Source organism: Peribacillus sp. R9-11, from assembly GCF_031345095.1.
In the GTDB taxonomy this organism is placed as follows: Bacteria; Bacillota; Bacilli; order Bacillales; family DSM-1321; genus Peribacillus; species Peribacillus butanolivorans.
In genome coordinates this window covers 1,037,309-1,062,601 of sequence record NZ_CP133763.1, presented here as the reverse complement: position 1 = coordinate 1,062,601, position 25,293 = coordinate 1,037,309, and the positions used below count along the sequence as shown (strand labels likewise).

At 37.7% G+C, this 25,293-nt stretch carries 21 protein-coding genes, 1 tRNA gene and 3 pseudogenes; 5 read left to right on the top strand and 20 right to left on the bottom strand.

Annotation, left to right across the window (positions count from 1 at the left end; translation table 11 throughout):
- Positions 1 to 4: 4 nt before the first annotated feature.
- A pseudogene (locus RE409_RS05060) lies at positions 5 to 229 on the top strand (flavodoxin family protein); the annotation flags it as partial.
- Positions 230 to 642: 413 nt separating this feature from the next.
- Here RE409_RS05060 and yhbH read toward each other — a convergent pair.
- Positions 643 to 1,812, bottom strand: a complete 1,170-nt coding sequence (gene yhbH, locus RE409_RS05055; RefSeq protein WP_309558650.1) for a sporulation protein YhbH — start codon at positions 1,810 to 1,812, stop codon at positions 643 to 645.
- A 362-nt stretch (positions 1,813 to 2,174) separates the two neighbouring features.
- Complete coding sequence (locus RE409_RS05050) at positions 2,175 to 2,354, bottom strand: hypothetical protein (protein WP_056530917.1); 180 nt, start codon at positions 2,352 to 2,354, stop codon at positions 2,175 to 2,177.
- A gap of 118 nt (positions 2,355 to 2,472) precedes the next feature.
- Between RE409_RS05050 and RE409_RS05045 the strand changes: the two genes are divergently transcribed.
- Positions 2,473 to 2,682, top strand: a complete 210-nt coding sequence (locus RE409_RS05045; protein ID WP_053344681.1) for a heavy-metal-associated domain-containing protein — start codon at positions 2,473 to 2,475, stop codon at positions 2,680 to 2,682.
- Between the two features lie 172 nt (positions 2,683 to 2,854).
- Here RE409_RS05045 and RE409_RS05040 read toward each other — a convergent pair whose 3' ends face one another.
- The 6 genes and pseudogenes from RE409_RS05040 to RE409_RS05015 all read right to left on the bottom strand — a co-directional run bounded on the left by RE409_RS05040 (position 2,855) and on the right by RE409_RS05015 (position 9,191).
- Positions 2,855 to 3,196: an SCP2 sterol-binding domain-containing protein gene (locus RE409_RS05040; protein ID WP_207198777.1), complete on the bottom strand. Its 342-nt coding sequence runs from the start codon at positions 3,194 to 3,196 to the stop codon at positions 2,855 to 2,857.
- A gap of 191 nt (positions 3,197 to 3,387) precedes the next feature.
- Positions 3,388 to 5,283, bottom strand: a complete 1,896-nt coding sequence (locus tag RE409_RS05035) for a PrkA family serine protein kinase (RefSeq protein WP_201182355.1) — start codon at positions 5,281 to 5,283, stop codon at positions 3,388 to 3,390.
- Between the two features lie 643 nt (positions 5,284 to 5,926).
- Positions 5,927 to 6,023: pseudogene (locus RE409_RS30620) on the bottom strand (alanine:cation symporter family protein); the annotation flags it as partial.
- 76 nt (positions 6,024 to 6,099) lie between these two features.
- Complete coding sequence (locus RE409_RS05025) at positions 6,100 to 7,737, bottom strand: glutamate/serine transporter AimA (protein ID WP_201182359.1); 1,638 nt, start codon at positions 7,735 to 7,737, stop codon at positions 6,100 to 6,102.
- 94 nt (positions 7,738 to 7,831) lie between these two features.
- Positions 7,832 to 8,056: pseudogene (locus RE409_RS05020) on the bottom strand (alanine:cation symporter family protein); the annotation flags it as partial.
- A 142-nt stretch (positions 8,057 to 8,198) separates the two neighbouring features.
- Entirely contained in the window at positions 8,199 to 9,191 is a 993-nt protein-coding gene (locus RE409_RS05015) for a glutaminase (protein WP_309558648.1), read from the bottom strand.
- Positions 9,192 to 9,589: 398 nt separating this feature from the next.
- On the opposite strand from RE409_RS05015, the gene RE409_RS05010 reads away from it, so the two are divergent.
- Together RE409_RS05010 and RE409_RS05005 are read left to right on the top strand one after the other, a co-directional pair.
- Positions 9,590 to 10,909, top strand: coding sequence for a sensor histidine kinase (locus RE409_RS05010; RefSeq protein ID WP_309559243.1), 1,320 nt, complete (start codon positions 9,590 to 9,592; stop codon positions 10,907 to 10,909).
- Between the two features lie 4 nt (positions 10,910 to 10,913).
- Positions 10,914 to 11,861 carry a response regulator gene (locus RE409_RS05005; protein WP_201182362.1) on the top strand — a complete coding sequence of 316 codons (948 nt, stop codon included), beginning with the start codon at positions 10,914 to 10,916 and terminating at the stop codon, positions 11,859 to 11,861.
- Between the two features lie 116 nt (positions 11,862 to 11,977).
- On the opposite strand, the gene RE409_RS05000 is transcribed toward RE409_RS05005, so the two are convergent.
- The 8 genes from RE409_RS05000 to queG form a co-directional block, all read right to left on the bottom strand.
- Complete coding sequence (locus RE409_RS05000) at positions 11,978 to 12,985, bottom strand: FecCD family ABC transporter permease (protein ID WP_201182364.1); 1,008 nt, start codon at positions 12,983 to 12,985, stop codon at positions 11,978 to 11,980.
- Complete coding sequence (locus tag RE409_RS04995) at positions 12,982 to 13,992, bottom strand: FecCD family ABC transporter permease (protein ID WP_309558647.1); 1,011 nt, start codon at positions 13,990 to 13,992, stop codon at positions 12,982 to 12,984. The genes RE409_RS05000 and RE409_RS04995 overlap by 4 nt, the downstream gene beginning before the upstream one ends.
- A 66-nt stretch (positions 13,993 to 14,058) precedes the next feature.
- The gene (locus RE409_RS04990; protein WP_201182368.1) at positions 14,059 to 14,979 is read right to left on the bottom strand and encodes an iron-hydroxamate ABC transporter substrate-binding protein; all 921 of its coding nucleotides are present in this window, start codon (positions 14,977 to 14,979) and stop codon (positions 14,059 to 14,061) included.
- The gene (locus RE409_RS04985; RefSeq protein WP_309558646.1) at positions 14,930 to 15,778 is read right to left on the bottom strand and encodes an ABC transporter ATP-binding protein; all 849 of its coding nucleotides are present in this window, start codon (positions 15,776 to 15,778) and stop codon (positions 14,930 to 14,932) included. The genes RE409_RS04990 and RE409_RS04985 overlap by 50 nt, the downstream gene beginning before the upstream one ends.
- 337 nt (positions 15,779 to 16,115) lie before the next feature.
- Positions 16,116 to 16,865, bottom strand: coding sequence for an oxygen-insensitive NADPH nitroreductase (gene nfsA, locus RE409_RS04980; protein ID WP_309558645.1), 750 nt, complete (start codon positions 16,863 to 16,865; stop codon positions 16,116 to 16,118).
- Between the two features lie 91 nt (positions 16,866 to 16,956).
- A complete protein-coding gene (gene trmL / locus RE409_RS04975) occupies positions 16,957 to 17,445 on the bottom strand; it encodes a tRNA (uridine(34)/cytosine(34)/5-carboxymethylaminomethyluridine(34)-2'-O)-methyltransferase TrmL (protein WP_053344672.1) in 489 nt (162 codons plus the stop codon).
- A gap of 65 nt (positions 17,446 to 17,510) precedes the next feature.
- The gene (locus tag RE409_RS04970; RefSeq protein ID WP_309558644.1) at positions 17,511 to 18,368 is read right to left on the bottom strand and encodes an amidase domain-containing protein; all 858 of its coding nucleotides are present in this window, start codon (positions 18,366 to 18,368) and stop codon (positions 17,511 to 17,513) included.
- Between the two features lie 452 nt (positions 18,369 to 18,820).
- Complete coding sequence (gene queG / locus RE409_RS04965; RefSeq protein WP_201182372.1) at positions 18,821 to 19,960, bottom strand: tRNA epoxyqueuosine(34) reductase QueG; 1,140 nt, start codon at positions 19,958 to 19,960, stop codon at positions 18,821 to 18,823.
- Positions 19,961 to 20,065: 105 nt separating this feature from the next.
- Between queG and RE409_RS04960 the strand changes: the two genes are divergently transcribed.
- On the top strand, positions 20,066 to 20,734 hold the full coding sequence (locus RE409_RS04960; RefSeq protein ID WP_053344669.1) for a B3/B4 domain-containing protein: 669 nt from the start codon (positions 20,066 to 20,068) through the stop codon (positions 20,732 to 20,734).
- Positions 20,735 to 21,059: 325 nt separating this feature from the next.
- Here RE409_RS04960 and RE409_RS04955 read toward each other — a convergent pair.
- From RE409_RS04955 to RE409_RS04940, 4 genes are all read right to left on the bottom strand, one after another.
- A tRNA-Gly gene (locus RE409_RS04955) sits at positions 21,060 to 21,133 on the bottom strand.
- 189 nt (positions 21,134 to 21,322) lie between these two features.
- The gene (locus RE409_RS04950; protein WP_309558643.1) at positions 21,323 to 21,736 is read right to left on the bottom strand and encodes a YbjN domain-containing protein; all 414 of its coding nucleotides are present in this window, start codon (positions 21,734 to 21,736) and stop codon (positions 21,323 to 21,325) included.
- 153 nt (positions 21,737 to 21,889) lie between these two features.
- Positions 21,890 to 23,842 carry an FUSC family protein gene (locus tag RE409_RS04945; RefSeq protein ID WP_201182374.1) on the bottom strand — a complete coding sequence of 651 codons (1,953 nt, stop codon included), beginning with the start codon at positions 23,840 to 23,842 and terminating at the stop codon, positions 21,890 to 21,892.
- Between the two features lie 300 nt (positions 23,843 to 24,142).
- Complete coding sequence (locus RE409_RS04940) at positions 24,143 to 25,171, bottom strand: NADP-dependent oxidoreductase (protein ID WP_201182376.1); 1,029 nt, start codon at positions 25,169 to 25,171, stop codon at positions 24,143 to 24,145.
- Between the last annotated feature and the right edge of the window lie 122 nt (positions 25,172 to 25,293).

Below are 25,293 nucleotides of genomic sequence, written 5' to 3'. Positions count from 1 at the left end.
GCGTCTAGAGGCAACCTTATTAAAACTTATTACACCTATGCTTCACCAAGGGATGATTATTGTTGGTTTACCGGGGAATATTCCTGAAAATACGCTTTATGGTGGATCGTATTATGGTGTAGGGATTTCATGTCCAGTTGAAAGTGATGTGCTTATAACTGATCATGATAAAGAACTTGGGAAAGCGTTAGGACAACGTGTCGTTGAAGTAACGAAACGAATGATATAAGTATAGTAGATGTAAAAGTAGCCGTTGCTCCTGTTGAGCAACGGCTACTTTTATATGCAATTCCACTTTATGAATCGTAAGTAATTTCATATCGCTGTGATGTTGCAATGACCAGCCAAACTTCTTACTTTTTCAAATTAGTAGGTCAGCTCATTTGAATCTGACTTCCATACTATTAAAAACCATACATGAAATCGAGGATATTCTCCCCTATCCCTTTCTATTTCCTCTTAGTTTATGCAAACTCTCCCTCTTTAGATTAGCTGTATCTTATCTCCCTCACCTGTATAAAAAACAAAAATTTAAAAAAAGACGTACTATGTGAACCGCACGTCTTTTACCTACTATTATATTGATTTAAATATCGCTATATATAATTGAATTAAACTATTTAGATCAACAGGTTTCCTTTTTTATGCATACTTCTTACTTTCTTCGTCTTTAAAAAAGCTCTTCATCGCGTGGAAAACGTCAGCTTTTTGCTTAAGAATATAATACCGGAATTTTTCATTGTCGATATTCTTATAAGCTGTCATCAATGTCGAATGGCGATTGTATTGATTGACTTCCCCATAGCCAAACATATTGGAAACCTTCATGAGTTCTTCCACAAGCTTTACGCATCGAACGTTATCAGACGTGAGATTGTCACCATCGGAAAAATGAAATGGATAAATGTTAAACTTCACAGGGTCATATTTATGATCAATAAGTTCTAATGCTTTTCGATATACGGAAGAACAAATTGTACCGCCGCTTTCCCCTTTCGAAAAGAAATCTTCTTCCGGTACCACTTTCGCTTCTGTATGGTGGGCAATAAACTCGATTTCAACTGTTTCATATTTTGTCCGCAAGAATCGGTTCATCCAAAAGAAGAAGCTTCGGGCCATGTACTTTTCCCATAGACCCATACTTCCGGAAGTATCCATCATTGCCAATACGACTGCTTTGGAGTCCGGTTTTTGTATTTCATTCCACGTTTTGAATTTAAAATCTTCCTTATAAATTGGATGAAAACCTGGGTCGCCGCTTAAGGCATTTCGTTTGAAAGCGGATATCATGGTTTTCTTTTTATCAATATTCCCCATTAAGCCTGTCTTGCGAATATCGTTGAATTCAATATGCTCAAGCGTATGCTCCGCTTGTTCTTTTTTCTGAAGATTAGGCAGTTCTAACTGGCTGAACAGTGCTTCTTCTAGTTCCATCATTGACACTTCGGCTTCATAATAATCCTCGCCTGCCTTGTCACCTGCACCCTGCCCTTTGCCTCCTCCGGCATCGGATGGTGAGCCATCTCTTGCGACCACATCCCCTACTTTACTATCGCCATCGCCTTGACCTACATGTTTGTTTTTATCATAGTTATAACGAATTTTATATTCATCCAAGGAGCGAATAGGGATCTTAATAACATCCCGTCCATTAGACATTACAATGCTTTCTTCTGAAATTAAATCAGGTAGATTATTCTTAATTGCTTCCTGCACCTTTTCCTGATGGCGTTGTTGATCATCATAGCCTTTTCGATGGAGGGACCAATTTTCCTGTGAAATCACATATTGTTGATTATTCTCTTCCGCCATTCTCTTCCCCCCTTATAAATGTTTGCACGCTTTTCATCATTCCTTCATATAATAAGTTAGTGTGAGAAAGCCCACATCATTCCGGTTTTTCACATAAATAAAATACAGTCCGGAAACAACGGACTAAAAGAAAAGTATTACTCTATCTTATGCAGCGATAAAGGATAATTTACAAAAAAATTCGATAATGGACGATTGCCTATAAAATTAGACAAGCATTGCATAATATAGGAGATCTTGTACGGTTTTTTCAAGGGTCAAACTTAAAAATTTCTGTTTTTCACTAAACAACAAAAGGGTGCCCCAGTAACTTTCTGGACACCCTTTTTACACAGATAGATTTATTCTAGTTGAGGACTTTTTCAATCTTTTTCTTCCTCTATTTCATGTTGGACTGTACCTGGGCGTTTATCCCACTCTTTCAATTCTTCATTCGTCCTTTGATTTTCCATCTGTTTGCCAAGTTCTTTCATCTCCTCATAATCCTTAGCCATAGAGCTATTTTCAGGAACATGATCTCGTTTCAATTCTTCTTTACTCATTTTCCATCACCTCTACTTATTGATACCCAATATTTCCAAATCCAAAACGTTACATAGGTATCGGAAAGATAGGGTATAGATAAGACATATGAACAAATCTCTTGGAGGTGAAAGGAGTATGCAAACAACCACACTCTATGTAAAGGAAGCAACATCTGAAGGACCAATAATAAATCTAGAGTCCATTCTATTGTCTACAGACGGGGTAGAGCGTGCGATCATCGATGTTGATGACGGGGAAATCAAAATTGATTATAGTGAAGACAAACTTTCACCCGGACAACTTGTGACACTTATTGAACAGTATGGGTTGAATGTCACCAAATAAAGAAAACTAATTGATTGGCGATCCTGTAAGGGCGATGACTAAGGCGTTGCTACACTTATACAACTTATACTGGCTTCTTACTTTGCAGTCGTTACTTCCTAGCTACCGTAAGAAATAAATTCTGATCATAAAAATACCGAACTCTTCTACTGCTGGAAGAGTTCGGTATTTTTTAATTATAACATTTTACAAATTCCTGCAGTTTCAGAGCAAGGCTGATGTTTCCATCTACCTTTAAGCCACCTGTCATGAAGGCAATAGCAGTATTTAATTCATCCTTTAATAACTTTGATAAATTTCCCTCTGATAATTTCAATGTCACTTCTGGATCATGTGATGTACCTTTGACCACTTCAACTTGTCCATCTTTGATCAACAGTTGAACGGGACCAATTTCATCAATATTGAATTGATACACACGATTTTTTTCGTTTTGAATATGCTCTGGGTTATCATTGATTTTCTCAGCTAATTTATTCAACTCAGTGATTACACCTATATGTAATCCCTCCATCAATCTGTTTCAGATGATTGCATTTACAAAAAAAACTCCTAAATCACTGTTATAAGACGTGGTTTTCCTTCATGAAGTTGTCTCATTCCACTTCAGCTAAAAGATAACATTAGCTAGTATGAATGACATAAATTTTCATTTTTTATAATTAAAACCCCCACCCTTTTAGAGGTAGGGGCAAAATTTATGATTTACCGATTTAACAAGCTTCCCACATAGCGCAGCAAATCATTGGCAGAAGTGGTATTATAACCATGCTCATCAACAAGTCTCGTGATGACTTCGTTCACTTTCTTCAGCTGTCTTTCGTCTGGTGTCTTAGTTGAAGTAGTGATTTTGACAACATCCTTCAGGTCGGCAAACAGCTTCTTCTGGATGGCTTCACGTAAACGGTCGTGTGAATTGTAATCGAATCGCTTCCCTTTACGTGCATAGGCAGAAATACGGATTAGAATTTCTTCGCGGAATGCTTTCTTTGCATTTTCAGAAATTCCGATTTGCTCTTCAATCGACCGCATCAATTTTTCATCCGGGTTAATTTCTTCCCCCGTCAATGGATCACGCAGCCTTGATTTATTGCAGTATGCTTCGACATTATCCAGGTAATTATCCATCAGGATTTTCGCCGACTCTTCATATGAATACACAAATGCCTTTTGCACTTCATTTTTGGCAATGGAGTCGTATTCTTTACGTGCCAGTGAAATGAAATTTAAATACCGCTCTCGAAGTTCATTCGTAATCGACGGATGCTGGTCAAGACCGGCTTTTAACGACATCAGTACATCCAGTGCGTTAATCGATGGATTTTCCTTTCTAATAATCGTTGACGAAATTCGGTTAATCACATAACGCGGATCAATTCCACTCATGCCTTCATCCTGATATTCTTTTTTCAATTCATTGATGTCTGCAGAATTAAAGCCTTCCACATTTTCTCCATCATATAACCTCATCTTTTTCACTAAATCGATATCACCTTTTTTCGGGTCCTTTAGACGCGTCATGATACTGAAAATTGCCGCAACCCTTAATGTATGCGGTGCAATATGAACATCAGAAACATCACTTTCATGAATCATTTTTTCATAAATCTTTTCTTCCTCGGTCACCTTCAGATTATATGGAATCGGCATGACAATGATTCGGGAATGTAGTGCTTCATTTTTCTTGTTGGAAATAAAAGCTTTATACTCCGTTTCATTCGTATGAGCCACGATAAGTTCATCGGCACTGATCAATGCAAACCGTCCTGCTTTAAAATTCCCTTCCTGAGTCAATGAAAGCAAATGCCATAAAAACTTCTCATCACATTTCAGCATCTCCTGGAACTCCATCATCCCACGGTTGGCTTTGTTCAGCTCACCATCAAAACGGTAGGCACGAGGATCCGATTCGGACCCATATTCGGCAATTGTTGAAAAATCGATACTGCCTGTCAAATCAGCAATATCCTGTGACTTAGGATCAGATGGACTGAATGTTCCAATACCAACACGCTTATCCTCTGAAAGGAAAATACGCTCGACCATCACATCTTCAATTCTGCTTCCGTACTCCTGTTCTAACCTCATAACATTCAGCGGCGATAGGTTACCTTCAATTCGAATGCCATATTCCTCATAAAAATCTTGCCGTAAGTACTGCGGGATGAGATGCAGTGGATCTTCATGCATCGGGCATCCCTTTATTGCATAAATTGCTCCAGTATCTTTTAACGAATAATTTTCAAGTCCCCGCTTCAGTAAAGAAACTAGCGTAGACTTACCACCTGAGACTGGACCCATCAAGAGCAAGATCCGTTTACGTACATCAAGTCGCTTAGCCGCCGGATGAAAATATTCCTCGATAAGTCTTTCCAGTGAATCCTCTAGACCAAACAGCTGGCCGCTGAAAAAATTGTATTTCTTTGATCCATTTACTTCCTCTATCCCTGCATCTTTAATCATGTTGTATACACGTGAATGAGCAGATTGTGCAACCAATGGTGTTTCTTTCAAGATGTCTAAGTACTCTGCGAAGGTACCTTCCCACTTCAGCTTCTGTTCATCTTCTCTAAATTTTTCGATTTTCTTTAAAATATCCATTTCAGGAACCTCCCCCTGTCACTTTCAGAGAATACTTAAATCTATGCGCCAAGTCTGACAAACATGTCAGACTTTAAAAAGAGGTTGTGCAATTGTCTTGGATACCTCTAGACTTTCTCTGTTTAAGAAAGGCTTTAAACTTGAACAATTAATGACAAATCACCCGACAAGAAAAATTGCGTGCACTCCTGCTAAAAATTAGGGTATACTAAGCCTATACTTAAGTGGGACAATATGGGTAAAGGGAGGTCACAACATGGGCACAGTTATTATCATTGCAGTTGCTATTGCATTTTTAGCCGCTATCTTCACTGCTGGGTATGACGATAAACCAGGTGTGAAATAAAAGGAATAATAAATCCTTTCTTATAATTCCCAAAAAAGGGGACAGCAAATTAAATTTGCCGTCCCCTTTTTTGCGCCCCCTCATCAATATAAGCAAATAAAAGTACTTTCGAAGTTCTACTATATATATGAGAATGGCAGTGACTACACATACTATTTGGCCAAAAAAACAAAATTGAAAAAGCGATTTAATTTTTTAGCTTGCTTCGTTAATTTCAATTAGCCATTTTTATACATTTGGTATCATTAACGAATTGGCTCTGGCAAGAATAATTGTATTTACTGTACAGCGTTAAACACGAGACCGCAAATAATCCACCCATCCACCGCTTCTTTAAGCCTTTTTCCAAATAATAAGATGGATCACCTCGCAAGCCGTTTTTATCTTTTTTTTTTATAAAATATAAAAAAACACCTCCATTGATTCCATACATATTGGAGTATGCCAACCAAGGAAGTGTTTTTCATATTTTATACAGCGTTCTTTTTTTCCGATTGAGATGCCATGTTGTTCTCCTCTATTGATCTCAAGTCATCGTTTACTTTCTGTCCTTGTTCCAAATATTCTGTTTGGAATCCACTCTTTATTGCCCAACTATAAAACACAAGTGATATACATGTAATTAAAACCATATCCCAACCAAATGGAATTACGTTTAGTCCACCAAACTTTTCACTTCCTAAGAATGAAATCGTCATCATACATAGTAAGTAAACAACCATCCACAGCCCTGCTGAAAAGTTTTGACGGAACCCCTTCCATTTTATTTTTGCTTGATAATAGAAATAAACGGGAAGGCCCATCATAATGATAAATAATACTTGTCCTGTCAGTGGCCATCTTGCCCAATATAGAACTAAAGAAGCAAAAACAAAGCCAAGTGGTGCAATAATACTTAATCCTTTTAGACGTAATGGTCTGTACAAGTTCATACCTGTGCGTCTTAATGTCATAACAGTTACTGGACCTGTAATATAAGAGACTAAAGTCGCAACCGAAATAACCTCTGCTAGTACTCCCCAGCCTCTAAACATGAATAAAAATAAGAAAGATACACCTAGATTTAAAAACATAGCTTGACGCGGAATGCCATAGAGAGGATGTAATTTCCCAAACACGCTTGGTAAATATTTATTCTTTTCCATTCCATAAAGCATTCGTGACGTTGTCGCCGTATATGTTATCCCTGTCCCAGAAGGAGAAATAAAAGCATCGGCGTATAGTAAAATAACTAACCAGTTTAGGCCTAAAACAATTGCTAAGTCAGCAAACGGTGAATTGAAATTCAAATGTTGCCACCCGTTCACAATCATAGACGGATCAACGGCTCCAATAAACGCAATCTGTAATAAAACGTAGATAACTGTTGCAATTAAAATTGAACCGATTACTGCAATTGGGATCGAACGTCCAGGATTCTTTGCCTCACCAGCCATATTAATGGGACTTTGAAAACCGTTAAATGCGAAGATAATACCAGAAGTTGCTACAGCAGTAAGTACACTTGCCCAACCATTAGGTGCTATACTGCCTGCAGACGTAAAATTGGATCCATGAAAACCAGCAAATAAAAGTGCCCCAATCGTAAGTCCTGGTATAATAACTTTAAAGATAGTAATAAATGAGTTAGCTTTTGAAAACAAACTAACGGTCCAGTAATTTAATAAAAAGTAGACGATTAGTAATACAGAGGCAATTGCTAAGCCTCCCCCAGTAAGACTTCCATTTACTACTAAACCATGTGTCCACTCCGCCCATTTCCAAGGCCATGAGCTCATATATTGAACAGAAGCAATCGCTTCAACAGGAATTACAGAAACGATTGCAATCCAGTTTGCCCAAGCTGCAAGAAACCCTATAAACGAACCATGAGAGTACTGCGTATATTTTACCATTCCCCCAGCTTCAGGAAACATAGCCCCTAATTCACTGTAAGAAAGTGCGATAAATAAAATAACAACCATCCCAATAATCCAAGAGATAATGGCAGCTGGTCCAGCGATTTGTGCCGCTCTCCATGCTCCGAATAACCAACCTGAGCCAATAATTGACCCGAGTCCTACCATCGTTAACGAAAATGTTCCCATCTTTCTCTGCAAATTATTCATATGTTTATCACCATGCTTTCCAAAATTCATTCCTTTATATTAACTTTTTAAAGTAACTGGATTAATGATTAGTGCTAGTGTACGTTCAATAAATAATCACAATGGGGATTCCTGTAATGTTACCTGACCCCACACTAGAAGCCATATTAATACAAAACGGTTGAAAACGGTGAAACCTCATTTTTGGAACTAGTTTTATCTTTCTTAAAAACACGAACCATTTCTTTTAACAATCGAAATTGTATAATTTTCGATTTAATAAGAAGTACAAACCGAAAGAAGCAAGCATAATAATTAATAAGTTTGACCAAAAAAACATTTGATACGTCAATTTACATCTTAAAGTAATTGTTGGGTACATCACTTCTGGTTGTTTAGTAGATTGATAGGGAAATCTTAAGGATGTCCCCTTTATCGCCCTTTTATTATTAGCACCAGAACCCCTTTAACCATTAGGCTTTTTAGAAAATACTTAGATCCCATTCTTGTGCCATTTGTTTCAATAACATCCCACCTGTTACGCTATTCCCATATTCATCAATAGCTGGTCCATATATACCAATACCACATCCATCTTGAAAAGGCATTTCTCTTCTAGCACTTGGAGGAACTAGTGCCATAATCCCGCCAGATACTCCACTTTTAGCTGGCACCCCAACAAAAGCCGCAAATTTCCCCGAAGCATTGTACATTCCACAAGTTAGCATTAACGCTTTGGCTAGTTTAGCTACTTCTTTAGGAAGGACTTGTTCTTGACGAATAGGATGGTACCCATCTTGTGCGAGAATTAGTCCAATCAGGGCTATGTCTTCTGTTGTTACTACTATGGAACATTGCTTCAGGTAAACCTCTAAAGCTTCCTCTACATCCGATTCTAAATAATTCGTCTCTTTTAAATAGTGAGCTAGAGCTCTATTTCGATGAGAAGTTAGCCACTCAGATTGAAACACTTCCTTATTGATTGTCGGGCGTTTCCCTAACAAACTTTCGATTAATTCATAGAGAAATTCTAATTTTTTTTGTGAAGACTCGCCTGGGAGAAGCGAAGCTATAGTAATTGCTCCAGCATTTATCATAGGATTAAACGGTTTTCCTGGCTTATGCATTTCCAAACGAATGATTGAATTAAAAGCATCCCCAGTTGGTTCCACATCGACCCGATCTAACACATAAGAAATACCACGACCCAAGCATGCGGCTATAAAGCTGAGTACTTTTGATATACTTTGCAACGTGAAAGGGACTTCCCAATCCCCTGACGTTATCATTGTTCCACCTGGCTCTAGTATGCAAATACCTAATTGCGATAAGTGTGTATTTCTCAATGCAGGTATATAATTGGCGGTTTGTCCTTTAGTAGCATAGGATCTGTAATGTGCTACCCATTCATCTAAGCAGGCTTTCTTTTGACTACTTGCGTGAATGTTATACTCTTCCGCTAATTTTTCAACCATATTTCCCCACCTCTTTAGTTGTTGTATCATTATTTTTTCTTTATAAGCGTTTTTACCGAATCCCATTAAGCCTACTTACAATAGATTCGTTGAAAACATAATTAAGCTTATAAATATTGTTAAGCGCTTTCAAAATTTCTCTAGAGGGAACCTATTTTTAATTTTAAAGAGGGAACTACATAATCATACGAAAACCTACAAAATCAAAAAAATAAAATCTTCAAAAAAAAAAAGCATGATTGTCTCACAGGTTCCAGTACCAATTTTTGTGAATAGATAAACCAGATTGTTTTTGCCATACTTGGTACAAATCCGTTTTAGATTCGTTTTTAAGAACCAAAGTAAGCGTTGTATTGAAACCGATGAAACTGTATACTAATTTTCTAACAAATTGGGAGGTGATCGACTTGAACCTCGGTACATTAATGAAAAAAGAGGTCTATATCCTTGTTCTGATGTCGTTAACAGTGCCATTAGCAGGTGAATTGAGTTTTTATCCTTTAAATGAAACGTTTCGAATAAGTTTTGGTCCGCCGGTACTTTTCTTCTTTTTACTATTATTACAGAAAACACCTGCCATTTTATCGGGCATCTTGACAGGAACAATGGTTGTTGTATTTCGTATTCTAATAGACTTTTTCATGCAGGATAATTTTCACTGGACGTCCACTTTTCAAGAACATTATCCTAGTTTTTTCTTTTATTTTACCTATTCCTTTCTTTTTTATTTAGCGAAAATCAACCGCTTTCAAAACCGATCATTGATTATTGGATTTATTGGTCTCATTATCGAAATATTGTCCGACTCTGTAGAATTAATCTTTCAATATTTTGTATTAGATACAACAATTACGATAGGTGCATTAAATGAGATGATTATAATCGCATTCGGTCACAGTTTTATCGTTTTAAGCTTTTTTAATATGATGAAACTTTATGAAGCACAATCAAGAGAAAGGCAAATCAGAAAACAAAATGAACACATGCTGATGCTCATTTCCAATTTATATGAGGAAACGATTCATTTAAAAAAAACATTAAAAAATGCAGAGAATATTACAAAGGAATCGTATGATTTGTATCGTGATTTAAATGAACGGGAAAAGCGGGAAAAACAGCCTCATGTTCTCACACAGCAATTAAGTCAAAAAGCATTACGCATCGCAGGCGAAATGCATGAAGTTAAAAAAGATAATCAACGAATTTTTGCCGGTCTCTCTAAATTGATTTCTAATGAGAGTTTTAAAGATTATATGGATGCTGCTGAACTTTTCCAATTAATTATCCGAATTAATGAAAAATATGCCTTATCACTAGAAAAAGATATTCAATTTGAATACTCATTAGATCGAAACAACGATTCACATTATCATGTATATACCGTATTATCTCTAATCAATAATTTAGTAGCTAATGCAGTGGAAGCAATTATTGATAAGGGAATCGTTAGATTAAGTTTGTGTGAACTTTCCGACAATGTAGAATTAAAAGTTGCTGATAATGGAACTGGAATCCCTCAAAAATATCAGAAGGTGATTTTTAAACCTGGATTCACTTCGAAATATGATCATTTGGGGACACCTTCAACAGGGATTGGACTCTCATATGTAAAAGAAGTGGTGAAAGAACTTGGGGGAGATATCCTGTTTGAGAATAAGCCTAACGGCGTCGTTTTTTCAATAAAGTTACCAATTCATAAGTTGATTCAGAAAGGGTGATTTCATGCGTTTTTTTATAACAGATGATGATTGCGCTATACGTTCAATCCTAAGCCAAATTATAGAGAACGAAGATTTAGGAGAAGTGGTGGAGGAAGCGGAAGATGGCAGTCTATTAGAAGGACACATTTTGAATTTAAAACAAATTGATATATTATTTATTGATTTATTAATGCCTATCCGCGATGGCATTGAGACACTTCGTCATATAAAAGATACATTTAATGGGAAAATCATAATGATTTCGCAAGTTGAATCAAAAGAACTTATTGGTGAGGCATACTCTCTCGGAATCGATTATTATATTACTAAACCAATTAACCGTATTGAAATATTAACAGTTATTCGAAAAGTAATGGAACGTATTTATTTAGAGAGATCGATCACTAATATCCAAACCTCATTAAATAGTGTATTGCATTTTGAACAGCCAAAAGTGGATAAATCAAATATTTTAAATGAAAAAAGTATAATAGAAGTGGGCGAATTTCTTTTATCGGAATTAGGGATTGTGGGAGAAAATGGATCTAAAGATTTCATTGAAATGCTTCAATATTTATTCATGTATGAACGTACTTATACTTTTGAACAGCATTTCCCAACTCTTAAAGATATTTTTGTAGAAATTACAAAAAAAAAGCTCGGACCATCAGCTGTACAGGCTGATATTAATCGGGAAATAAAAGCTACCGAACAGCGAATACGCAGGGCAATTAATCATTCGTTAATTCATTTTTCTTCGCTAGGTTTAACGGATTTTTCAAATCCAAAGTTTGAAAATTATGCTTCTAAATTTTTTGATTTCACTGTCGTTCGCCAAAAAATGAAAGAATTGCAAAATGATTCAACAATAGTTCTTACTCCTACCCGAGTAAATACAAAAAAGTTTATTCAAGTATTCTTTTTCGAAGCGAAGCGCTTGAATTCAGAGGAGATTATTAGATATAGATAATCATAAATAAAAACAAGATTGCTACGGAAATTTGTTAAATTCCACAAAGCAAAAAAACCCCTGAAATAAATATTTCAAGGGATTCTTTCAACAATCATGAGTCTGTACACATATTCTTATTTTTTTAATAACAAATACATAAAATAAGGTCCACCAATTAAAGCGACCATAATACCCGCTGGAATACCCTCGGGTTCAACTATATTACGACCGATTGTATCGGCAAGCAATAGTAGCCATCCACCAATTAATATGGCAACCGGAATAAATAATTGATTTCGAGGTCCCACTAAAGATTTTGCTATATGTGGGGCCATAAGTCCAATAAATGCAATTCCACCTGTAACTGAAACGGCAGCAGCGGCTAGGGCAACAGCTGTTATAAGTAAGACAATCCGTTCCTTTTCAATCGATACACCCACACCGATTGCAACAGGTTCGCTTAGCCCAAGAAGATTCAATCGGTTTGCTTTATATAAAGTAAATGGAATGAGTATAACCAGCCACGGAAGTATTGCCCATATGAAAGGCCAATCCGTACCCCAAATATTCCCCGCTAACCATTTCGAGATAAAATCAACTTTTGATCTTTCGGCTGATGAAATGAGTACAATCATCATACCGGAAAGTGCCATTGAAAACCCCACACCAATTAACACTAACCGTACAGGTTCAAGACCGCCCCTTCTTTTATAAGAGAGTACATATATTAAGCACGCTGTCAGTAACGCGCCGATAAAAGCGACAAGTGGAATCATATAAACAAATGAACCTGTGTCTATTGGGAAAAACAAAAAGAAAACCGCAATCGCAACACCAGCTCCAGAGTTAATACCGATAATCCCTGGATCAGCTAAGTCATTACGTGTTATTCCTTGTAAAATCGCACCAGATAGTGCAAGGGCCATTCCTGCTAAAAGAGTAATGATGATTCGTGGTAATCGGACGGAAAATAAAATGAATTCCTCTTTAAACGTCCCTTGCCCGAAAAGCGTTGGAATCAGTCGGTCATAAGATAAATTAGAGTACCCCAAACTGGTCCCAATAATGATTGTAATGATAATAAGTGCGAATAATGCACCTAGTATCCATCGCTGTTTTTTGATTAAAGCTGACTGGATCATGAAAATGCTTTACCTCCTTTTCGAACGATTAGGAGGAAGAAAGGTAAACCTATCATCGCAACAACCGCTACCACAGGTGTTTCATATGGAGAATTAATTGTACGGCCAATTGTATCGGCAAGAAGCATGAAAGTGGCTCCTAAAATTGCGGACATAGGTAGGATGAAACGATAATCCGTACCAACAATGGCTCGAACCATATGGGGAACCATTAAACCGATGAACACCATATTCCCTACAAGCGCTACGGAAGCCCCAGCAAGGAGAATGATGACAACGAAGAGAATCGCTTTTATTTGTGTTGTCTTTTGACCTAATCCAACAGCTACTTCTTCGCTTAAGCTAAGTATAGTGAGCTGTCTAGAAAAGATAAAGGAGATCAAGATACCTATTAAAATAAACGGAACGATTACTTGAAGTTGACTCCATGATGTTCCGATATTTCCCCCTGCCGTCCACATCGATACATCTTTTGATACTTTGAAATAAATACCGACCCCTTGTGAAACGGCAAATAGGAATGCAGAAACTGCAGCACCTGCTAAAACAATCCTTAATGGAGAAAATCCTCCCTTTTTCATTGCACCGATACCGAAGACCATAATTGCCCCGACAGCAGAACCAATAAAACACGCGATCATAATGCCTAAGTTATTAGCCGAAGGAATGAAGGCTAGGGTAATGGCAAGAGCTGCATTGGCACCTGCCGTCAATCCAAGCAACCCAGGATCAGCAAGAGGATTCCTCGTCATTCCCTGCATGATGGCACCAGAAACTGCAAGTGCTGAACCTACAAAGATGGCACCAACTTCACGAGGGAACCGGATTTCCCGAATGATGGAAATCTTATCACCTGTAGCATTGGACGTCAGTGCTTGCCATACATCCTTGATGGTAGCATCGGCTGCACCAAACACCATAGATATGATGAACATGCCGATAAAGGCAACGATCGCTATGATCAGTTTATATATAAATGGGATGAAACGTTGATTTTCATTAGTCATCTGTCTCTCTCATCTCTTTTTTATAGAATAAAAGGAGAGGAATCAGACTCCCTCTCCCTCGCTGTATCATTTTCCAAGAAAACTTTTTGAAAAGAAGTCTAATTGGTAATCTAATGTTATTGGATCATTGAAGTAGAATTTTTTTGCATCAGCTTCAAATAGTTGATTGTTTTTAACGGCAGGTATGTTTTTAAACGTATCTGTTTGTTGGAATGAATTGTCCTGATCTTTGTTATTGCTCAAAATGACATAATCACCGGCATAGTCTTTCAGGACTTCTAATGATAAGGCAAAGTAACCATCTTTCAATGCCACTTCTTTTACCTTTTCAGGCATGCCCAATTTCATTTCTTGATAAAGGATTTCCGTTCCACGGCCCCAATTATCGCCGTATACATAGAATTGTTTGTCAAACTTTTCTAATACGGAAACGGTAGCATCTTCACCAATTTTAGCTTTAATGTCATCACCAGTGGATTTTGCCCGTTTTTTGAAATCATCCACCCATGCTTGAGCTTCTTTTTCTTTATTCAAGAGTTTACCAATTTCTACATGTTGTGTTAAATAGTCCACTTTTCCGTATGTATACGTTACGGTTGGAGCAATTTCTTTTAGTTTATCGACATTTTTAATCGTTGATAAACCAATGATTAAATCCGGATTTAACTCGATGATTTTTTCCAAGTTTTCGTCAGTTACTTCCTCGACATCTTTTAATTTTTTAAAATTCGGGTTCATTTTAGACCAGGAATCAGCTCCTACAAGGTTAACATCCAAAGCCATGACATTACCTGCGAAAGAAGATAGTACTACAACACGCTTAGGATTCGCAGGCACTTCGACAGGCCCATTTTCAGATTGGTACGTGATGGTACCCGATTTTTCCTTTTTCGAATTCGAGCTCTCATCCTTTTCGGTTGACTCGTTACCGCAAGCACTAATAATTAACACTAACAGCAGAATAAATGGGATCATTATCTTTTTCATTTGTTGTCAGTTCTCCTTTTAATAAATTGTATGTACTACACATTGGTTTGTTTGTTCGTTGATCTCTTCCGATTACCGCATCAATATGGAATACTTCCTTAAGTACTTCATGAGTGATGACTTCTTCACAATCTCCCGCTTTCACTATTTCTCCTTCTTTTAAGGCAATAATATAGTCAGCAAAACGAGCAGCTTGATTTAAATCATGTAGGACCATGACAATCGTACGTTCCTGTTCTACATTCAGCTTCTGTAAGAGTTCTAAAACCTCTAGTTGATGTGCCATGTCCAAATAGGTGGTCGGCTCATCAAGGAAGATGATTTCTGTTTCTTGTGCAAGGGCCATTGCAATCCAAACGCGCTGGCGTTGACCTCCTGATAGTGCATCTACAGGCCGGAACTTAAAGTCTTTTGTTCCTGTTACTTCAAGTGCCCAGTCGATCACTTCATAATCTTTTTTTGTCAAGCGTCCGAAGCCTTTTTGATAAGGAAAGCGACCATAAGATACGAGTTCACCGACTGTTAATCCACTTGCACTTTCTGGTGTTTGCGGAAGAATCGCCATCTTTCTAGCGAGTATCTTTGTGCTTTCTTTTGAGATATTTACTCCATCTAAAACGACTGACCCAGATTGATTGGGAATAATGCGAGTGATTGCTTTCAACAGTGTAGATTTCCCACAACCATTGGATCCGATAATTGTTGTAATTTTTTTATCTGGAATTTCCACACTGAGATCTTTTACAATTAAACGTTCACCATAGCCAATATTTAAATTCTCTGTATATAGGCGAACCATTATTTAACCTCCATTTACTGAAAAATAAGTAAGTAAAAACTCAAATGAAAATGATTATCATTATCCATTACTTAATTACTATAATTCTATATAAATATATTGTCAATAGTTATTTATATGGCTATAAAAGGATAATTTCATGTTGGATATATGGGGAACAATGCTAATACTATTTATCTAGAAAGGGCTACCTGTTTATTCCAATATGAAATAAAAACAGAATGACCTCGGGACAATACCCGAGGTCATCTAATGGCTGATTAATGCTAGTCGACTATTAAAAATAATTCATTTATGGATAAAAATTCAGATATCCCTATAAAGCGTATTTTATCTTTTAATGCTTTTTAAATCCTTGCTTTTCCACATAATCTTTCATATACATCCGGCTTTTCTTTCCAAGCATACCAGCCATTTGCTGTGTCCAGGTATCTTTTCGTTTGCCTTTTGTACGGCTTTCATAATAACTAGAAATTGTTTCATTATACTCTTTCAGTTGACCGATAAACTCCTGCTTATCCGCCTGATAGCCATTTTCATGGTATATATTAGATTGTGGCAGACGTGGCTTTTTATCGGAACGATTTTTAGGATAGCCGACTACAAGGGCGAATAACGGAATAACACGATGTGGAATATTCAAAATCTCTGACACTTCCGGAAGATTGTTACGGATTCCACCGATATAGCAAATGCCAAGATCCATTGATTCTGCAGCCAATGCCGCATTTTGAGCTGCAAGAGCTGCGTCTATGCAAGCAACCATGAATTTTTCCGTACTTTCAATCGATTCGGAAAGGTCTGTATCTTCTATCTCAGCTATCCGATCATGTCGATATAAATCAGCGCAGAAAACGAATAGGTGCCCATTGTTCTCTACATAAGATTGTGGTCCGGCAAGCTCCGCTAGCTTGGCTTTCTTTTCTGGATCGGTTACCCCAATGATTGAATACGCTTGAATATAACTTGAAGTTGATGCAGCCTGAGCACATTCAACAATCGTTTGAATTTGCTCTTCCGACAATAGCTTGTCCTCGAAAGAACGAATGGAACGGTGATCTAAAATCTTCTCAATAATATTATTCAAAGCTTCCACCCCTAAAAAAGTATGTAGGTAAAACATCTACCAGGGGGGCTATATCCCCCACTGATAGTATGGTAACAAAAGCATTAATCCATCAACCTTTTGTTTTCAAATCCAAATCACGATAATTTTGCTGCCTTAAGGCCTCATAAATTAAGATCGCTGCTGTATTTGACAGGTTTAGAGAACGAACTTTATCCGTCATCGGGATTCGCAGACAACGGTCTAAATTTTCATGAATCAGGTCTTTCGGAAGGCCCGTCGTTTCACGACCGAACATGAAATAAATCTCACTGTCCTGATCACTATAATCGAAGGTTGTATGCGGCTGCTCTCCAAATTTCGTTAAGTAATAAAATTCACCGCCGGCATTCTTCTCATAAAACTCTTCCAATGAATCATAATAATGAATTTTAACATTCTCCCAATAATCGAGACCGGCCCTCTTAAGCTGTTTGTCATCTGTTGAAAAACCGAGCGGACGAATAAGGTGCAGGGACGTGTCTGTTCCTGCACACGTTCTTGCGATATTACCTGTATTTGCTGGAATCTGTGGTTGATATAAAACTACATGTATTGCCACTTCATTTTCACCTCTAGTTTAAACTTCATCTAATTATAGCATTAAACAAACAGACTAAAAACCAATCACACTCCATCCAAAATCGAGAAAAATTTATAAACGATATTCGGTGTATATCTGCTCGAATCCTCGTACGTCCAGTATCGATGGCGACTGTTCATCGTATGGGCATTCACAAGCGGCATTCCGTTCTGATCCTTCGCCGTTACAATCAAGTTATGATCAAAGCGTCCGTTTCCTTCGAAGTCAATACACATGATATCGCCTATATCCATCTCCTCAGCTGTTTCTAAACGTTTTGTCTGGATTCCCTTTCCGCCAGCGAGCAGATTATATAAGGAGTGTGCAGTCGTCCAGGTATAGCTCCAGCTTTTCCCTCTTATCCACCAGCCCTTATTTTTGTTTGGCGCCCCCCACATTGGGATTCCTCCTGCATGCAGACATTGTGAAATGTAATTCGTGCAATCATCAGTGAACTTGTGGTACGCAGGATTAAATTCATTCCACCACCGCTCGGCATACTGAACGGCCTTCATCCTGTCATACTTATAAGATAGCCGCTCCGAACCTTCTTCCCATTTTGGAGGCACCTCTTCTGGTTCAAAGCTTGGTACAAGGTCACGTTCATCTATTAAATATCCATCTCTAAACCTCGCCTCCCTTTCTTCCATTTCCTCTTCTATATAAAAAGAATCTTCCTGCTTCAATAAATATTGTAGATGTACTTTATAGGTCAATACCGTATCCTTTTCTTCCTTTCTCTTCGAGTGAACCTTGCCTGCAGCATTTACCCGCACAATTTCCGTAGAGCGGTTCCGCATTAACTCCTTTTTCAGATGCAATTTTCTTTCATCGCGTTCTTGAGTATCGGAAGTATAACACTCCACTCTTTCTTGCAAAAGCTGTTTCAATTGTTCCCTCAAAATTATGCCCCCCTTCATACCATCTATGCTAATGTGTATGTATGAGGGCATGGACAAAAACACAACTTCATTAAAGAAGAATATATTAATGGCCTGTTTTTGTTCATTTCCTCGAAATAAACTCTTATTAACAAAAGAAACTAGCAGAAACGCTTCGAACATCACGAGCCAAGGTATCCACTTGATTAAATAATATATCTGAAAAATAAAAGGTATTATTAGCCTATCATCACAGCAGAATACAAAATCTACTCCCCTGTATTCCGGTTGAAAGGTTTTGAGCTTCTCCCGCCCTATATAAAAAATTAGCCGGCAATCAGAAAGTTGTCCAAGCATATCGAGGACTCTTTTTTACCTACATATTAAACCCTCATCCTCACATTTCTACAAAAAATAAAAAAAGCCGTCCCGTTAAATTTCTTACGAGGCGGCTATATCTGATATATTTAATATTATTGATGCTCCAAGGTAAACTGCAGTCCTTTTTCAATTTCTGCACGAACCTCTTCATCGGTTTCGTTCATTAAAGCTTCCTCTAAAATAGAAACTACTTGTTTCCGTCCAATTTTCCCAATCGCCCAGGCCGCGGTTCCCCGTAATACAGGACGTGGATCTTCCTTCATGATCTGAATCAATTCGGGTAGTGACGTTTCATCTTTAAAGTGGGCTAATGCTAAAATGGCATTTCGCTGGATTGGCTTTTTGCCTCGCCACGAACCAGATACATAGCCGTATGTTTCTTTGAAATCCCGATTTGAGATCGTAAGCAGAGGCTTCAACAACGGCTTCGCAACCTCAGGGTCAGGCTCCATCTCTTCATGAAAGTGAAAATCCATTCCTTTGTTTTTCGGACAAACAGTCTGGCACGTATCACATCCGTACAAACGATTGCCTATTTTCGTCCTGAATTCATCAGGGAGAAATCCTTTTGTCTGCGTTAAAAAAGCAATACAGCGCTTAGAATTCAGCTGGCCACCCTGCACAAGTGCACCTGTTGGACAAACATCCACACATTTATTGCAAGTCCCGCATTGATCTTCCATCGGTTGATCCGGTATAAATGGCAAGTTTGTAATCATGTCACCTAAATATACATAAGACCCAAACTCAGGAGTAATGATCATACTATTTTTAGCACTCCAGCCTATTCCTGCACGCTCAGCAACAGCACGATCCGATAATTCACCAGTATCTACCATAGACTTTACCATTGCTCCTGGCACTTTATCTTTAATAAAATCCTCAAGTAACTGCAATTTATTGCGAAGAACCGTATGATAATCCGTTCCCCAAGAGGCCCGGCAAAAAATCCCACGTCGCTCACTTTTTGTGCTTTGCGGTGCATTCTTCAATTTAGAAGGATAGGCCAGTGCAATCGAAATAATGGATTGCGGTTTATCAAAAATCATTTCAGGCCTGACCCTTTTTTCAATATCCGGTTCTTCAAATCCTGACTGATAATCTAGTTCCTGCTGACGGATCAGCCGACTTTTCAATTCCGTGAAATTAGAGGCTGATGTAAACCCAATTTTATCAATGCCAATCTCTTTACTATATATAATCACTTCTTGCTTAAGTGTATTCATATCCATATTTATCACCTTCGTTCATTCATTATTCCCATCGAAGCTTGTATTCATTTCAAACCATTGCTATCTATGATAAACTAATTGCAATCATTTTTGGAGGTGTAACGCTTGGAAATTAACATTTCCGCTAATCTTAGCAGTAAAATCCCTGATTTCAAAGTTGGGATCATTACATATGAAAACATCGAAGTTGGCCCCTCCCCGCAAATGGTCAAAGGAAGACTACAGTTATTTCAAGAAGCTCTTTTCTTCGATCTAGATGAAAAAGAATTAACCGATTTCCCGGGTATCAAAGAGTGGCGAAAGATTTTCAAAACGACCGGAACGAATCCGTCACGCTACCGTCCTTCCGTGGAAGCTCTATACCGTCGTGTTAAAAAACAAAATTACTTAACATCTATTCATTCCGCTATCGACCTGAATAACTTCTTCTCCCTTTTATATGAAGTGCCTATTGGCATATATGATGCTGATAAATTAACAGGAGATATCTCGATTAAAATTGGCGAGAGTACAGATGAGTATAACGGCTTGAATGGCCGCTTGAATTCAATGGAAAACATGATTACTTCTGCCGATCGTGATGGAGCATTTGGAAGCCCCTACGTTGATTCAGAACGAACAAAGGTCACGGAAGAAACGAAAAAGGCAATCCAAATCATCTATTTACAACCAAAGACTCCAATCAAAGAAGCCCATCAGCTAACAGAGTCCTTAATGAAAATGTTCCTCGAAATCCACGGTGGAGAAGGAACTTATTCCATTTTAGAAGTATAATAACAATCGAGCAGAACTAAACCCCTTTCAAAATCGGAAGGGGTCTTTTTATAGGATAGGATATCAACCTGTGAATGTTTTTTCTTCTATTACAAACACATTCCCCAGTTTTGGATTCACTTGATACGCTTCCTGACAACATATCAACTAGTTTCTTAGTCACCCAGGATCAGCCTCATCTCATACTACTTCCTTAAATTATAGGTACATACAAATCTAGACAATAAAAAAAACCCTACTGTAAACAGTAGAATTCTCATTATAAAATATTTAAACGCAAAGCTTCGTTCTCCAGGTAACGAAACCCTGCGTTATGAGTATGTATTGGAGCGGGTGAAGGGAATCGAACCCTCATCATCAGCTTGGAAGGCTGAGGTTTTACCACTAAACTACACCCGCGTATTCTTGTAGAAATTTGTCGAATCGCTATCAACAAAATTAATTATATAGTTTATATTAAATAAATGCAATAGTTATTTTTAAAAAAATAATAAAAATTTAATGAATGTTACAATAGTATATTCATCACTCTATTAAAGATGTTAAAAAGTTCTCTAATAACAGAGAACTTTCCCTACATCTCCACTGTTAAGACCAGATGACTTCCATTAACGACGGGTATACCTGCTCCGCTGTTTCAAGTAACATGATTAACTTCCTGAAAGCTAGATCTGGTAAAAATTCTCCCTCAAGGGAATAAGAATAACGAATTGAAATAGTCCCTTTTTCTTCATACAACTTTGAATATCTAAAATTAGCATTATATTCATTTAACAGTGTATGTACATCCCGCCTTTTATCAGGATTCTTCAACTCGGCAACATTAAAGCAAAATAAATCCGCCACATTTTCATTTTGGTTGAAAGCAAAAACTAAAAGAATCTTCCAGCCATCCTTTAACTTTTGCTCTGCTCTAAAAAAGGTGGTGTCATCTTCTTTCAACTCATTCATATAGATTTTCTCGCGCGTTAAAAAATCTCGAAATTTTGCAACGTTTGACATGATCCATCACCTTTCTGTATGTATTTACATTTTATACTGAAAATTGGCATTTTTACAGACTTTTTGAATAAACCCTCTATTTTCAGCTAGTGCATTCATTCAGTTGAATTGAGGGAGCCAATAATAAGAACTCCCTTAAACAAAACTCTAAGGTTAGCTTGAAACTTCTCCCCTAAACTGAAGAGCTTCTTGGAGGTCCAAAATCTCGTGACGAATTTTTGAAAACCCTTCAATTTCTGGTACGGTTTTATTTGTTGAAGATTGATCTTTATCTGCAGCTATTGCCATGGTTTCAAAAACATAAAGCAATTGAGCGAGATCCTTCTCTGAAAGAACAGGACGTTCAGAGTATTTCAAGCTGGCATTTAGATAATACCCCAATTGTTCTATTGAGAATATTACGGGCCATAGAGACTCTAATCTGGCCTTGTTTTTGAATATCTCACCTAGAGACGTATTGTATACCGTTAATAGATTGACCATATTGGTTTGCATTTTGCTTCGTTCACTGCTCTCATCAAATGTAAGGGTCCTATTATTTTCAGAGAACGCCATTAATAAAAATTGACCCTGACTTCGAATCGTTTTCGCGATAAAATGACTCAGAAGACTGGACGCTGATCGACTTCCGACTAACAATGACCCAGCAAGGCCTATAATACTCCCTACAACGATATCAGTTATCCTTACTGTTGCAAAGAAACTGAAGTCGTAACTTTGAGTTGAATATTCTGCCATGATTAAAGCTGAAGGTGTAAAGAACATCGCAGCTAACCCATAATTCCGAACGATAAAAAGCTCTGTAATGAAAGTCAAACACAAGATGATTAGCACAATAATAAACTCGTTATGAACAGATGCAAGAATCAAACTTGCTAATAGGAGCCCAATGATTGTCCCGAAAGTCCTTTGAACAGCACGATGAAATGTGGCGATAATGGTAGCACCGGACATTACTGCAGCACAGGATAAGGGCACCCAATACGAACGATTAAAACCGGCTGAATAAGCGATGATAGCGGCGATAGTAAGGATTGTTCCATATCGTACAGAAGTGAGAAAGACTATGGAGTTTTTATCAAATGCCCCCAGAAATATGGTTTTTAGAGAAGGCTTTGAGATTAAGACTTCTTGATGAATTTTTTGAACCGGTTCATTCATGATGGCATCTGCATTATAGATTTTTATGAATAAATCTTCTACTTCTTTATCAACCTGCTCTGGCTGAAGAATCTTTGATTTATTTTTCGTTTTAGATCCAATAGAGTCAGCTAATGCCTGAACGGATTTCCCTAATTCAGGTGGAAGTACGATCTTATTGTTCAAAGAAATTTCAAGAACTCTCAAGAATATCGCGTTTGCATGTTCATTTAAAAGAAACAACCGCTTAAATATATCTGTACTTCTCTTGGCTGAATACCCGGCTAAAAGCGTATTTTCTGCTTGCTTCATTGCTAGTACCGTTCTGTGTCTTGCTGTATTAAACTTCTCTGTCCCTATTGAATCAAAGAATACCGCCAACTCTCTATACACTTTTTCCACTGCATTAGTTTCAGGTCCATGGGGATTGTAAAACCAGCCTAACATACAGATTATCCAAGATAATGCCCCACCTAATAAAACAAGCCCTCCACGTAACGGCGCAAGTGATTGATCAATAGGCATACCTGTAGCAAGCGCAAAACTCAAAACGAAAAATATTGCCGAAGGACCAGTGATATTTAAAGCACCAAAAATGAAAAATACACATGCCCCAATAATCCCCATCACTATAGCTGTCCCTAGCTGATATGGGGCCAAAAGGGTTCCTAAGACAACAGATAAAGAAAGGCCCCACATTACAAAGAAAATCTTTTTAGCTCTTTGCTCATACGGTTGGTTAAACACGTATAAATAAGAGAATCCACCAATTCCTGCCAGTAAACCGTACTCAAAATTCCCAAATAATAATCCTATGAATACAGGTAATGCAGCAGCAATTCCTGCACTCAATGCCTTTATCCACGGAAATGGATTCTTTTTTATTTCAAAAGCCTGTTTAAATGTCGTATGTATCGCTTCTAATTTCGGAGACTTTGAAGATACTCTTTGTTTATTTTTGCCCATTTCACTTTTCCTTTCATTAAATAATTCGCTCCCTATCTTCTCTTTTGACGCTATTCAACCGTTATCTTGATGGCTTAATCTAGAGCTTCTTTTAATATCCTTCATTAACAACAAAAGATACCTTAAAGGAAGAGGAATATACGTTAATCTTTCTCGTATCTAGGAAAAGGGAAACGGCCTTCCCCCGATTGAATATCGAAAAAAGGCCGCTTATTATATACCCTTAATTATTTACTCTTTTTTCAATACTGTTTTAAAGACTATGTCACACCAATGTTACCCTCTACTAGGTTCCCATGCTTAGAGCGTAGCGTATTTAGGTTCTGCAACTTTTACAAGTTGTTTACCCAGATTCGTTCCTTTAAATAAACCTAGAAATGCATCAGGGGTATTTTCAAACCCTTCAATAATGGTTTCTTCATACTTCAATTTTCCTTGCTGTAGCCATTCCCCTAAATCTGTCGCACCTTCTTGGAATCTTTCGGCATAATTACCAACTGTGAAACCTTTCATAAGTGCACTCGTTTTGATCATCGCCGATTGCAGACGCGGCCCTAAATCTTTTCCTTCTGCATTATAAGAGGAAATCGCTCCGCATAATGGAATACGAGCATTTGTATTTAAAAGTGTGAAAACAGCATCCGTTACCTCACCGCCAACATTATCGAAATAAACATCGACTCCGTTAGGAACAGCGTTTTTTAAATCTGTCGCAAAGCTATCTTTTTTATAATTAACAGCTCCATCGAAGCCAAGCTCTTTTGTTAAATACTCAAGTTTTTCATCTGAGCCAGCAATGCCTACTACCTTAGCACCTTTGATTTTAGCAATTTGTCCAACTACTGAACCAACAGCCCCAGCTGCTCCAGAAACCACGACTGTTTCACCTTCTTGAGGTTTTCCGATATCGAGCAAACCAAAGTAAGCTGTTAAACCAGTCATCCCGAGAATCCCTAAATGAGTTGTGACAGGGGCAACTTTAGGATCAATCACTCGGATTTCTTTTTCATTGACCACCGTATACTCTGCCCAGTCGATATTCCCAACAACAACATCTCCTTGTTTGAAGGAATTCGAATTGGATTCTACCACTTCGGCTACAACGCCTCCAGTGATGACCTTATTCAATTCAAATGGAGCTATATATGATTTAGTATCTTGCATTCTTCCACGCATGTATGGATCGACAGATAAATAAAGCGTCCGTAATAATATTTGATCTTCTTTTGGTGTGGGAACATCACTCTCCACAAAGTTAAAATCTTCTTTCGAAGGCATTCCTTTTGGTCGGTTTGCCAGGGTGATTTTTTGTTGTTTGGATTGTGTCATTTTGTGTTCCTCCTTGATTTTGAATACGTAATATCTAAAAGTAAGCGTATCACTGTTAAAGATCCTTGGTCAAAAATTATGCCCTCTTGATAATTCCATACTTTTCTATATGTAACCCTTAC

What these genes read in the sequence shown, in the direction of transcription:
- yhbH (WP_309558650.1), bottom strand. Translation starts at nt 1,812, where the DNA reads ATGGCGGAAGAGAATAATCAACAATATGTGATTTCACAGGAAAATTGG.
- RE409_RS05050 (WP_056530917.1), bottom strand. Translation starts at nt 2,354, where the DNA reads ATGAGTAAAGAAGAATTGAAACGAGATCATGTTCCTGAAAATAGCTCT.
- RE409_RS05045 (WP_053344681.1), top strand. Translation starts at nt 2,473, where the DNA reads ATGCAAACAACCACACTCTATGTAAAGGAAGCAACATCTGAAGGACCA.
- RE409_RS05040 (WP_207198777.1), bottom strand. Translation starts at nt 3,196, where the DNA reads ATGGAGGGATTACATATAGGTGTAATCACTGAGTTGAATAAATTAGCT.
- RE409_RS05035 (WP_201182355.1), bottom strand. Translation starts at nt 5,283, where the DNA reads ATGGATATTTTAAAGAAAATCGAAAAATTTAGAGAAGATGAACAGAAG.
- RE409_RS05025 (WP_201182359.1), bottom strand. Translation starts at nt 7,737, where the DNA reads ATGAATAATTTGCAGAGAAAGATGGGAACATTTTCGTTAACGATGGTA.
- RE409_RS05015 (WP_309558648.1), bottom strand. Translation starts at nt 9,191, where the DNA reads ATGGTTGAAAAATTAGCGGAAGAGTATAACATTCACGCAAGTAGTCAA.
- RE409_RS05005 (WP_201182362.1), top strand. Translation starts at nt 10,914, where the DNA reads ATGCGTTTTTTTATAACAGATGATGATTGCGCTATACGTTCAATCCTA.
- RE409_RS05000 (WP_201182364.1), bottom strand. Translation starts at nt 12,985, where the DNA reads ATGATCCAGTCAGCTTTAATCAAAAAACAGCGATGGATACTAGGTGCA.
- RE409_RS04995 (WP_309558647.1), bottom strand. Translation starts at nt 13,992, where the DNA reads ATGACTAATGAAAATCAACGTTTCATCCCATTTATATATAAACTGATC.
- RE409_RS04990 (WP_201182368.1), bottom strand. Translation starts at nt 14,979, where the DNA reads ATGAAAAAGATAATGATCCCATTTATTCTGCTGTTAGTGTTAATTATT.
- RE409_RS04985 (WP_309558646.1), bottom strand. Translation starts at nt 15,778, where the DNA reads ATGGTTCGCCTATATACAGAGAATTTAAATATTGGCTATGGTGAACGT.
- queG (WP_201182372.1), bottom strand. Translation starts at nt 19,960, where the DNA reads ATGGATATGAATACACTTAAGCAAGAAGTGATTATATATAGTAAAGAG.
- RE409_RS04950 (WP_309558643.1), bottom strand. Translation starts at nt 21,736, where the DNA reads ATGTCAAACGTTGCAAAATTTCGAGATTTTTTAACGCGCGAGAAAATC.
- RE409_RS04945 (WP_201182374.1), bottom strand. Translation starts at nt 23,842, where the DNA reads ATGGGCAAAAATAAACAAAGAGTATCTTCAAAGTCTCCGAAATTAGAA.
- RE409_RS04940 (WP_201182376.1), bottom strand. Translation starts at nt 25,171, where the DNA reads ATGACACAATCCAAACAACAAAAAATCACCCTGGCAAACCGACCAAAA.